General features: G+C 42.7%; 10 protein-coding genes. 8 read left to right on the top strand and 2 right to left on the bottom strand.

Annotated elements, in window-relative coordinates:
• On the bottom strand, window positions 1-1,573 hold a 1,573-nt coding region (gene ettA / locus VK541_RS09225; protein WP_324369207.1), incomplete at its 3' end, for an energy-dependent translational throttle protein EttA.
• Between the two features lie 194 nt (window positions 1,574-1,767).
• Here ettA and VK541_RS09220 point away from each other — a divergent pair.
• From VK541_RS09220 to VK541_RS09195, 6 genes are all read left to right on the top strand, one after another.
• Window positions 1,768-1,959 (top strand): hypothetical protein, encoded by a 192-nt coding sequence (locus tag VK541_RS09220; protein WP_324369204.1) that lies wholly within the window; start codon window positions 1,768-1,770, stop codon window positions 1,957-1,959.
• 415 nt (window positions 1,960-2,374) lie between these two features.
• The gene (locus VK541_RS09215; protein WP_324369202.1) at window positions 2,375-4,915 is read left to right on the top strand and encodes an ATP-dependent Clp protease ATP-binding subunit; all 2,541 of its coding nucleotides are present in this window, start codon (window positions 2,375-2,377) and stop codon (window positions 4,913-4,915) included.
• 141 nt (window positions 4,916-5,056) lie between these two features.
• Window positions 5,057-6,016, top strand: coding sequence for a formylglycine-generating enzyme family protein (locus VK541_RS09210; RefSeq protein ID WP_324369201.1), 960 nt, complete (start codon window positions 5,057-5,059; stop codon window positions 6,014-6,016).
• 44 nt (window positions 6,017-6,060) lie between these two features.
• A complete protein-coding gene (locus tag VK541_RS09205; protein WP_324369199.1) occupies window positions 6,061-7,386 on the top strand; it encodes a Gfo/Idh/MocA family oxidoreductase in 1,326 nt (441 codons plus the stop codon).
• Window positions 7,387-7,400: 14 nt separating this feature from the next.
• The gene (locus VK541_RS09200) at window positions 7,401-8,411 is read left to right on the top strand and encodes an FAD:protein FMN transferase (RefSeq protein ID WP_324369197.1); all 1,011 of its coding nucleotides are present in this window, start codon (window positions 7,401-7,403) and stop codon (window positions 8,409-8,411) included.
• A gap of 42 nt (window positions 8,412-8,453) precedes the next feature.
• Window positions 8,454-9,383: a hydroxypyruvate isomerase family protein gene (locus VK541_RS09195; protein WP_324369195.1), complete on the top strand. Its 930-nt coding sequence runs from the start codon at window positions 8,454-8,456 to the stop codon at window positions 9,381-9,383.
• Between the two features lie 17 nt (window positions 9,384-9,400).
• Here VK541_RS09195 and VK541_RS09190 read toward each other — a convergent pair whose 3' ends face one another.
• Window positions 9,401-10,474, bottom strand: coding sequence for a PA0069 family radical SAM protein (locus tag VK541_RS09190; RefSeq protein ID WP_324369193.1), 1,074 nt, complete (start codon window positions 10,472-10,474; stop codon window positions 9,401-9,403).
• A gap of 105 nt (window positions 10,475-10,579) precedes the next feature.
• Here VK541_RS09190 and VK541_RS09185 point away from each other — a divergent pair, with 105 nt between their 5' ends.
• Window positions 10,580-11,290, top strand: a complete 711-nt coding sequence (locus VK541_RS09185; protein WP_324369191.1) for a LytTR family DNA-binding domain-containing protein — start codon at window positions 10,580-10,582, stop codon at window positions 11,288-11,290.
• A 1-nt stretch (window position 11,291) separates the two neighbouring features.
• The coding region (locus VK541_RS09180; RefSeq protein WP_324369190.1) for a hypothetical protein at window positions 11,292-11,509 on the top strand (218 nt) is incomplete at its 3' end.

Genomic DNA, 11,509 nt, shown 5'->3' with positions numbered 1-11,509 from the left:
TTCCTTCGAAAGCCAGGATGTGCGTACAGATCCGGTCTAAGAACCAACGGTCGTGACTTATGACTACCGCGCAGCCGCCAAAATTTTCCAGTGCTTCTTCCAGTGCCCTGAGTGTATTTACATCTATGTCATTTGTCGGCTCATCGAGCAGCAATACATTGGCTCCTTTTTTCAGTGTGATGGCCAGGTGTACGCGGTTGCGCTCTCCGCCTGATAAAACGCCCACCTTCTTTTGCTGGTCGCCGCCATTGAAATTGAATTTAGAGACATAAGCCCGGCCATTTACTGCTTTATTGCCGAGTTGAATATTATCTAAACCATCGGTGATATTTTCGTATACCGTTTTTTCGGGGTCAAGATCATTGTGCATCTGGTCAACATAGCCCAATGCAACAGTTTCGCCAACTCGGAAGGTGCCAGCATCAGGAACTTCCTGTTCTGTGATCAACCTGAAAAGTGTGGTCTTACCAGCTCCGTTAGGGCCAATAATGCCTACAATCCCCGCAGGGGGCAGGGAGAAACTCAGGTTCTCGAACAGGATCTTGTCACCATATGACTTGGTGACATTGCTGGCTTCAATGACCACATTGCCCAATCTTGGCCCCGCAGGAATAAATAGCTCTAATTTATCTTCTCTTTCTTTGCCGTCTTCAGAGGCCAGTTTGTCGTAATTGGATAAGCGTGCCTTGGATTTTGCATGCCTTGCTTTTGGTGCCATACGGACCCATTCCAACTCACGTTCCAGTGTTTTCTGACGCTTGCTTTCTGTTTTTTCTTCCTGTGCCAGGCGCTTGGCTTTTTGGTCCAGCCATGAAGAATAATTTCCCTTCCATGGAATCCCTTCACCCCTGTCCAGTTCCAGAATCCATCCGGCTACGTTATCCAGGAAATACCTGTCGTGAGTAACTGCAATGACAGTTCCTTTGTACTCTTTCAGAAACTGTTCCAGCCAGTCGATGCTCTCTGCATCAAGGTGATTGGTAGGCTCATCGAGCAACAAAACATCTGGTTCCTGCAATAATAAACGGCACATAGCAACCCGGCGGCGCTCGCCACCAGACAATACTCCGATTTTGGTATCAGGATCAGGGCAGCGCAGCGCATCCATTGCCCGCTCCAGTTTGTTGTCAAGCTCCCAGGCGTTTACTGCATCTATCTTATCCTGCAACTCGCCTTGCTTAGCCATTAGTTTATCCATTACGTCAGCGTCTTCATAGACCTCCGGTAAGCCAAATTGCTCGTTGATGGATTCGTATTCTTTTAATATCGCCGTAATTTCTGCAACACCTTCTTCTACGACCTCTCTGACTGTTTTTTCATTGTCTAGTTCGGGTTCCTGGGCAAGATAGCCTACGGTATATCCGGGAGAGAAAACTACTTCACCCTGGAAGGCTTTATCAATTCCGGCAATAATCTTTAAAACGGATGATTTTCCAGATCCGTTGAGGCCGATGACGCCAATTTTTGCGCCGTAGAAAAAGGATAGATATATGTTCTTTAAAACTTGTTTCTGAGGAGGGTAAATCTTATTTACCCCTGCCATCGAAAATATTATTTTTTCTTCTGAACTCATTATTTTTTGTTAGTATAGTTTTAGCAGAAAAGGGGACATACTTAGGCCCGTTTTCTGCAAAGATAAGAAAACACCTGTCAAAGATTTTTTATATGTTTACATTAACAGTTTGCTGAACACTGAAATTAATCACAGACAATAAATTTAGACAGATGAATTGTTTGAAAAGATACAGGAAACAAATTGTCCACAGTATGCTGTTAATTTTATATCCCTGTTTTTTTTGCTGGCACAGACACCGGCTCGGGACGGTAGCCGGATTTCCTGGCATATACCTGAGGATGGCCGGCACTCCACATGATCTCAGCCGGATACTGCAGACCGGTGCTGCGGAATTCCTGATAAAAGCATCATTTGAAGAAGGTGGAACAAGAATGGATCTATAATCTTCGTGGGAAGGGGTAGGTGTTCTGGAGTACGGCAAGATAAATTGCTGATAAGTAAAGCTGTCGCGAATTGCTGACCGGCAAAAGTCTGCCATTTTGATAGTTTTTTAATTAAAGACTCCCGGTTTTGACAGTAATATAATTGCATAAAAATCATTACATTTATACGACAAAGGGATTTGGCTATACCTAAAACAGTTAAAAAAAGCTTTCCGGAGTGATGATCAATGTTGAACTGTTGATAAATAAGTGCTAAATAATAGGTCAAAGATTAGTAACATTTGTGAAATAACGGCAGTAGCAACATCTATTTAGTGTCCACTGGCGTAATTGTTGATAAAATAAAAAAAGCCGGGGATGCTTTTATTAAACAAATTTTTTAGTTTAGGGCATTCCGGATTTAGAAAGGTTATATATGGAAGCTAAATTTTCTCCACAGGTCAAAGATGTGATCTCTTTTAGCAGGGAAGAAGCCCTGAGACTAGGTCACGATTATATAGGCGCGGAACATCTATTGCTGGGTCTCATTCGCGAAGGCGATGGCATGGCTATTAAGATATTAAAATCATTAGGAGTCGATACTTCAAAACTGCGGCGCTCAATAGAGGACTCTGTTAGAGGGACCTCAAGTGTTACAGTAAATCTGGGTAATATTCCGTTGACAAAACAAGCCGAAAAAGTATTAAAAATAACTTACCTGGAAGCTAAGATCTTTAAAAGCGATCTGATAGGAACCGAGCATTTACTGCTCTCTATCCTGCGTGATGACGATAATATTGCGTCGCAGATCTTGTTGCAATACAGTGTAAATTACGAGATATTCAAACAGGAAGTAGAAGTGAACAAGAACGGGTTCAGAGATGACGTCCAGAATAGCGCTTCTACCGGAGGTGACGATGATTACCGCGAGGAAGAAAGCTTCAGCAGTCCTAAAAAGGTTTCTGACATAAAATCTAAAACCCCTGTTTTGGATAACTTTGGAAGAGATCTGACCAAAGCCGCTGAGGAAGGAAGGCTTGACCCGATCGTAGGACGTGAAAAAGAAATTGAACGTGTGTCACAGATCTTATCGCGCCGTAAGAAAAACAATCCAATCTTAATTGGTGAACCGGGTGTTGGTAAATCTGCTATTGCGGAAGGACTGGCACTGCGCATTGTGAAACGTCAGGTTTCCAGGGTGTTGTTCAATAAACGCGTGGTTACTTTAGATCTTGCCTCATTGGTAGCGGGAACAAAATATCGCGGGCAGTTTGAGGAACGCATGAAAGCGGTGATGAACGAGCTGGAAAAATCAACTGATGTGATCCTGTTCATTGATGAAATCCATACTATTGTTGGTGCCGGTGGTGCCTCAGGTTCGCTGGATGCTTCAAATATGTTTAAACCGGCTTTGGCTAGAGGCGAGATACAATGCATCGGTGCGACTACTTTAGATGAGTACCGTCAGTATATTGAAAAAGATGGTGCTTTGGACCGCCGTTTCCAAAAAGTAATGATTGAACCTGCTACTCCAGATGAAACGATTGAGATACTAAATCGTATTAAAGAGAAATATGAGGACCATCACGGGGTAACTTACACTGATGAAGCGATCAATGCCTGTGTTGCATTGACAGCCAGGTACATTACAGACAGATTTTTACCGGACAAGGCAATAGACGCCTTGGATGAGGCAGGCTCAAGGGTCCACCTGACCAATATTCATGTTCCTCAGAATATCATAGATATCGAGAGTAAGATTGAAGAGATCAAACTTGAAAAAAATAAGGTGGTGAAAAGCCAGAAATATGAAGAGGCGGCTAAACTTAGAGATACTGAAAAGAATCTGCTGGAAGAACTCGACCGTGCCAAGTCGGAATGGGAGAGTGATACTAAAACCAAACGCTATACCGTGACGGAAGATAATGTAGCAGAGGTGGTGTCTATGATGACCGGTATCCCTTTACAGCGTGTTGGACAAACAGATAGCGTGAAGCTGCTGAACATGTTCGAAACCGTTGGTAAAAAGATCATTGGTCAGGATGATGCGATTAAAAAACTAACAAAAGCCATTCAGCGTACCAGAGCGGGATTGAAAGATCCTAAAAAGCCGATTGGGTCATTTATTTTCTTAGGGCCAACAGGTGTTGGTAAAACTGAACTTGCGAAAGAACTTGCCCGCTTTATGTTTGATAGCGATGATTCACTGATCCAGATCGACATGAGTGAGTACATGGAGAAATTTGCAGTGTCGCGTTTGGTAGGTGCGCCTCCAGGATATGTGGGTTACGAGGAAGGCGGTCAGCTGACTGAGAAAGTCCGCCGTAAACCTTATGCTGTGATCCTGTTGGATGAGATCGAGAAAGCGCATCCGGATGTGTTTAATATTTTGCTCCAGGTATTGGACGAAGGACAGCTGACAGATAGTTTGGGTCGTAAGGTGGATTTTAGGAATACCATCATCATCATGACCTCTAACATCGGCGCACGCCAGTTGAAAGATTTTGGTCAGGGAGTGGGATTTTCAACTACTGCAAAAGTGAACCAGGTGGATACGCACTCCAGAGGCGTGATAGAAAGTGCTTTGAAACGTGCTTTTGCTCCTGAATTCCTGAACCGTGTGGATGATGTGGTTGTATTTAATTCTTTAAGTAAAGAAGATATCTTCAAAATCATTGATATCGAGTTGAAATCGCTGTTTGGCCGTGTTCATAACCTGGGTTATGAAGTGAAACTGACTGAGAATGCAAAAGACTTTATTGCTGAAAAAGGATTTGACTCAAACTTTGGCGCGAGACCACTAAAACGTGCGATCCAGAAATATTTGGAAGATCCGATTGCAGAAGAGATCCTAAAAGGCGAAATCCATGATGGCGATATCCTGGAAATCGATTACGATAAGGAAGGCGATAGGATTGTGGTGGACAACAGAAGTCCGGGCAAGAAAAAGAAGAAAGAAGAAGGAAGCATAGAATAATATAGTATTCGTAAATAGAGGCTCCCCCGATATCACATCGGGGGAGCTTTTTTTGTTAGCAGATTTTGGTTTGTCAATTATTGCATCTATTTTAGGGATTCAATCGGTTAGGTTAAAATACTTTGTGCCAAATATTAATAGATGAAGCTATCATTTTCTTTTTTCGTTCCCCTCGTATTATTTTATACTCAAACAGCCACTGCCCAGGCAAAGGCAGAATCGTATAAACAACAGATCGACGGAACGACGCTGTCTTTCGATATGCAGGCCATTCCTGCCGGAGAGTTTACAATGGGTAGCAAAAAAGGTAAAAAAGATGAACTTCCGCTCCATAAAGTAAAATTAGCTGCTTTTTGGATTGGCAAACACGAAGTGACCTGGGATATTTATGAACCTTTTTTGTACAGGGATTATGAAAAAACACATAGTGTAAGTCCGGTCCCTGAAAATGTTGATGCGGTGACACGTCCGACAAAACCCTATCTGGATATGACTTTTGGTATGGGTAAGGCTGGTCAGCCGGCTTTAGCCATGACACATTATAATGCCATACAGTATTGTAAATGGCTATATGCCCGTACCGGTGTGTTTTACCGTTTGCCAACAGAAGCGGAATGGGAGTATGCCAGCAGGGCGGGAACATCTACTGAGTATTTTTTTGGAGATGATGAATCCAAATTATCCGAATACGGATGGTTTAAGGACAATAGCAGTGAGAAAACACATCCGGTTGGATTAAAAAAACCGAATCAGTGGGGATTGTATGATATTTACGGAAATGTGGCTGAATGGACTTACGATCAATACATTCCTGATTTTTACACTGGCAAAGTATCGGAGAACCCGGTCGCGGTTCCCGACAAGCTGTATCCGCAGGTCGTACGCGGCGGATCGTTTGATGATCTGGCTAAAGATTCGAGATCTGCTGCAAGGCTGGCATCTGATCCGGTTTGGAAACAGTTGGATCCGCAAATGCCTAAAAGCAACTGGTGGTTTCCGGAAGCGCCGTTTGTTGGATTGCGACTTGTCAGACCTGTTAAAACACCATCGAAAGAAGACATAGAAGTATACTATAATAAAAAACCAATTCCAGATTATTAACCTGTAAACTCACAAAATAAGAACCACTATAAACCTAAATTACAATGAACAATGAAGAATTGCGTGATAAACGCCGCGAATTTTTGAAAGCCACCGCCCTCGTCGCGGGGGGAGTAATGTTAAATGGTGTCGCTTTTGCCGGCGGCGGTGCACATTCATCGGTAGACGATACGATAAAGATCGCATTGATCGGCTGCGGTGACCGTGGAACCGGCGCAGCTGTTCAGGCACTGAGCACTAAGCAAAACCTCAAGCTGGTTGCTATGGCAGATGCTTTTCAGGATAGACTGGATGCTAGTTATAAGATACTTTCAGATAAATTTAAAGATAAAGTAGATGTGCCTCAGGATCGTAGATTTATAGGTTTTGATGCATATAAGAAAGCGATAGCATTAGCAGATGTCGTTTTATTAGTAACACCTCCGGGTTTCAGGCCGATGCACTTTGAAGAAGCAGTAAATCAGGGAAAACATATTTTTATGGAGAAGCCAGTCGCTGTGGATTCTCCAGGCATACGCAGGGTTTTGGCTGCTGCAGAGCAGGCTAAGCAAAAGAAACTAAATGTAGTGGTTGGTCTTCAAAGAAGGTATCAGAAGAATTACCGAGAAACCATTAAACGTATTCAGGATGGTGCGATCGGCGATATTACAGGCGGACAGGTTTACTGGAATAGCGGAGGTGTATGGGTAAGGCCCCGCCAGGCTGGTCAAACTGAAATGGAATACCAGATGAGGAACTGGTATTACTTTAACTGGCTATGCGGAGACCACATAGTTGAGCAGCATGTGCACAATATAGATATTGCAAACTGGGTTAAAAATGCTTATCCGGTGTCGGTACAGGGTACAGGGAGCCGAGCTTGGAGACGAGATAAAGAATATGGTGAGATCTATGATAACCACTCATTAGAGCTTACATATGCAGACGGAAGTATCATTCATAGCCAATGCCGTCATTTTGAAGGGATTTCCAATCGGGTTGATGAGTCCTTCAGTGGTACAAAGGGCAAAGTTTATTTATCAGCAGACAACAGTGGTGAACTGACAGACTATAAGGGCCAGAAGATCTATAGTCATGATAAAAAGGGCAATGCTAATCCTTACCAGACAGAGCATGATGAATTGTTTGATGCAATCGCAAAAAGTGAGTTTAAGTTCTGGGATGCAGAACGCGTAGCAAAAAGTACTTTTACCTCTATTATTGGTCGCTATGCTACTTATTCAGGAGAGACTATTAAATGGGACGAAGCGCTAAAAGCGGATAACAGTTTGTTTCCAGATAAACTGGCATGGGATGCCAAACCAAAATTGTTGCCGGATGCTGATGGATTCTATCCAATACCTACGCCCGGGAAGACCAAAGTGATCTAAGCATCGCTTAAGGAATGTTTACATTCAGTAAGATATTTGGTTTCTTTATACCGCTGCTGGCCTTTCTTTTTTTTCAAAAGGAAGACCAGCGGCAGTATACCATTCATGGTTATGCCCAGGGAACCGACTATACAATTAAGTATTTCGCCAGGGACAGTATAGTTACCAAAGAAGAAATAGATAGTATTCTTATGGTAATAGATTCTTCAATGTCTCTTTATAAACCATATTCTTCAATCAATCAATTTAATGCCTCGACAAAAGGAATTAGGATCGACAGGCATTTTGCGAAGGTGATGACTAAATCATTTGAGATCTATAGGAGTACAGAGGGCCGGTTTGACGTAACAGTCAAACCACTGGTTCAGATGTGGGGTTTTGGAGTCAAGCCTGCTGAAAAATTTCCCGACAGTACGATGGTGAGCACTATGCTGAAGTGTGTAGGAATGAACTTCTTAAGTTTGAAAGGTAATGACCTGAAAAAAGAAATACCTTGTGTGCAAATTGATCTGAATGGAATTGCACAGGGCTATAGTGTTGATGTGGTGGCAGGGCATTTGGACATAAAAGGAATAAAGGCATATGTGGTGGAGATCGGCGGTGAACTGCGTATGAAAGGACCAAAACCTGACGGGACTTCTTTAAGGATCGGAATTGAGGGGCCTTCGGAAAACCCTGATGCCGAACCGGCGATCAGGCACACCCTGGCAATTAATAATGGTGCGATTACTACATCCGGGAATTACAGAAGATTTTTGCAAATGGGAAAAAAGAAAATAAGTCATCTTATAGACCCGAAATCAGGTTATCCTTTACAGAATTCCCTGATCAGCGTGACGGTTTACTCCAGGGATGCGATAACGGCTGACGGTTATGACAATGCAGTTATGGCCATGAATATCGATGAGGCGATAGCCTTTGTTTCTGCTAAAAAAAACATGGAAGCTTATATTATTTACCACCGTAAAGACGGAAGCATTGCAGATACCCTTACCAAAGGTTTTAAACGACTGATGGTCAACTAATAACTATATATTTAAGGAATGAACCAATAACAGAATAACAATATGAACAGAATAGAATTTTTAAAGAATAGTTTTGTGGCTACCGGTGCATTGGTTGCCGGCTCTTCAATGAGTTCAATGGCAGCTGATGAACCGGCAAAATCATCCTTTGCAGGAAAAACCTTTAATCTGGATTATGCCCCGCATCAGGGGATGTTTGAAAACAATGCCGGAAAAAGTTTCCTTGACCAGATTCAATATATGTATGACCAGGGATTCCGATCTATTGAGGACAACGGTTATCTTGGCCGCTCTGCTGAAGAGCAGACAAAAATTGGTGATTTGCTGGCGAAGCTTGGCATGAGGATGGGGGTGTTTGTGGTTGATGGCGGAGACAATTGGAAAGTGTCATTAACAACAGGAAAAAAAGAATTTAAGGACAAGTTTGTCGATACCTGCAAACGCTCGGTGGAGGCAGCCAAGAGGTGTAATGCGAAATGGCTTACAGTTGTTCCCGGATTTTATGAACGCCATTTGCCTTATGGCAACCAGTTTGCCAATGTGATTGATGCCATGAGGGCGGGAGCGGAGATCTTTGAACCTCATGGATTGGTTATGGTGCTTGAGACACTAAGCGATACGCCTGAATTGTTTTTACAGCAAACTCATGAAACATATGCTGTTTGTAAAGCGGTTCAAAGTCCCTCCTGTAAAATCCTTTACGACATTTACCACATGCAAAAAACAGAGGGACAGCTGATCGTAAATATGGACCGGTGCTGGGATGAAATAGCTTATATCCAAATAGGAGATAACCCGGGAAGAAAAGAACCTACAACAGGGGAGATCAATTATAAAAACCTTTTCAAACACATTCACGGAAAAGGTTATAAAGGAGTAATGGGAATGGAGCACGGCAACTCTTTGAAAGGTAAAGAAGGTGAGCTGCGTGTGATCCAGGCTTACCGTGAAACGGATAATTTTCTTTCGTAAATAGATTTTTCGACCTCTTAAAACAGACGCAGCTGGGCTTCGGGGACCTTAAACAGGCTTGAGTCCAGCTCTGTTTTTTTTTCATTGAGATGGTTAATGCGGCAATGGAGCTTGAAAGTATCCCTGATCATTTGTGCGATGTTGCCGTCCCCTTTCATGCGGTCGCCAAACCTGCTGTCATTGACATTTCCACCGTGGCAGGATTGAATCATATGCCATACTTTTTCAAAGCGGTCAGGATAATTCTTACGCAGCCAATCTTCGAATATTCCACCAATAGCTCCATTGAGTCTTACAATGGTATATCCTGCCGCTGTCGCTCCGCAACTGGCGATTGTTTTTAAGATGGCCGGAATTTCATGGTCACTTAGACCGGGTACCAGAGGAGCTACCATTACCCCCATGGGGATGCCTGCTTTGCTAAGGTCCTCCACGATTTTCAGACGCTGTTTTGCAGTAGTAGTTCTCGGTTCCATTTTCTGGCGCAGCTTTTCATTGAGGCTGTTGATGGATACGTAAACCATGCACAGATTTAGTTTTGCCATTTCACTGAGAATGTCAATGTCCCTGAGTATAAGTGCATTCTTTGTAATCATACCAATTGGTTGTCTGTACTCAAGAGCAATCTCCAGCAGTTGGCGGGTAATTCTGAATTTCCTTTCGGCAGGCTGGTAGCAGTCCGTATTTCCTGATAGGGATATAGTAGCAGCATTCCATGATTTTTTTCCCAGGAATTTTTTAAAGAGTGCTGGTGCATCTGTTTTTACGATGATCTTACGCTCGAAGTCAAGACCGGCGCTGAAGCCCCAGTATTCATGTGCATTTCGAGCATAACAATAGGTGCAGCCATGTTCACACCCCTGGTATGGGTTTAGGGAATAGGCCATCCCTACGTCAGGACTATCTACCTTATTGACAATAGACTTGGATTTTCCGAATATGAAGGAGGTTTTATGATCTTCTTCTTCCCATTCATCTATTCCTTCTTCATGCGCTTTTACATAGTCATTTTTTTCAAACCGGTTATGCGGATTGAACTGAGCTCCTCTTCCTTTGAAATAGCTTTCAGATTTGTTGTCATCTAAATTCATTAGCTAAAATTACTAATATTATTAGTAATTTGGAAGACTGTTTTTCCCACATATTTCCTGCCGATTTTTATGTACTTTTATTTTATCTGAATTGATGAGCTTTCTATGACAAATGAATTTACTTGCGTTATTGTTGACGATAGTTATTTAGACCGGGTGTCTGCTGAAATTGAAATTAAGAACCAGGAATGTTTCAGGCTTGTCGGTAGTTTTGACAATGCCACAGAAGCTGCGGAAAGCATCAGGAGCTGCCAGCCTGATATATTGTTTCTGGATGTGGATATGCCCGACATTTCCGGATTGGAGCTATTCAAAAGTATCAACACCTATAACCCCTTGTGCGTGATCATTTCCTCTTACCCGGAATATGCTTTGCAAAGTTTTGAGTTGAAGGTATTTGATTACATTCTTAAGCCACTGACTACAGAAAGGTTTAAAAGTACTGTGGACCGCTTGTGTGATTTTATAGCCATCAGGGAAAAAGCACAGGCTTATACTTCATTGGTGGAAAACGAAAAAGTCATTTTTAAAGAAGGCCACAATGTGATTTACCTGAACATCAGCGATATTCTTTATCTGGAAGCTTTTGGCGATTACACCAAAGTGGTCACTCAAAAGAAAAACTATCTGACCCTGGCCACGCTTGGTGGCTTTCTGGAAGAACTTCCCGCCGATAAATTTGCCAGGATACACCGGAGTTATGCGGTGGCCAAAGACCAGATCAGGCAAATCTTTCATACCTCGATTGCTATTGGCGAGGCCAACCTGCCAATTGGAAAAACTTATCGCTCTGTTTTAGCCCAAATTAGAAACTGATATGCAGCCAGCAAAATCAATCGTGCTTATTTTATTTTTTTCCCTGAGCAGTATTTCAGGTTTTAGTCAGGAAAGGCCTGATCTCTCCAAAATAAAATCTGTAAAAGATAAGATTGAAGCCTGGCGTGTTTACTGCAATGGGCTGATGAACACGAGCGAGGCCAACAACAAAAAGCTTATCGTTGAAGCGAAATATGGTCTGAAACTTTGTCCGCCGGG

The organism is Pedobacter sp., assembly GCF_035317785.1.
GTDB lineage: Bacteria > Bacteroidota > Bacteroidia > Sphingobacteriales > Sphingobacteriaceae > Pedobacter.
This window is presented reverse-complemented; position numbering and strand designations above follow the sequence as displayed.

Coding starts and splice junctions, on each gene's coding strand:
- VK541_RS09185 (WP_324369191.1), top strand. CDS start 10,580: ATGACAAATGAATTTACTTGCGTTATTGTTGACGATAGTTATTTAGAC.
- VK541_RS09210 (WP_324369201.1), top strand. CDS start 5,057: ATGAAGCTATCATTTTCTTTTTTCGTTCCCCTCGTATTATTTTATACT.
- VK541_RS09220 (WP_324369204.1), top strand. CDS start 1,768: ATGCTGTTAATTTTATATCCCTGTTTTTTTTGCTGGCACAGACACCGG.
- VK541_RS09195 (WP_324369195.1), top strand. CDS start 8,454: ATGAACAGAATAGAATTTTTAAAGAATAGTTTTGTGGCTACCGGTGCA.
- VK541_RS09200 (WP_324369197.1), top strand. CDS start 7,401: ATGTTTACATTCAGTAAGATATTTGGTTTCTTTATACCGCTGCTGGCC.
- VK541_RS09205 (WP_324369199.1), top strand. CDS start 6,061: ATGAACAATGAAGAATTGCGTGATAAACGCCGCGAATTTTTGAAAGCC.
- VK541_RS09190 (WP_324369193.1), bottom strand. CDS start 10,474: ATGAATTTAGATGACAACAAATCTGAAAGCTATTTCAAAGGAAGAGGA.
- VK541_RS09215 (WP_324369202.1), top strand. CDS start 2,375: ATGGAAGCTAAATTTTCTCCACAGGTCAAAGATGTGATCTCTTTTAGC.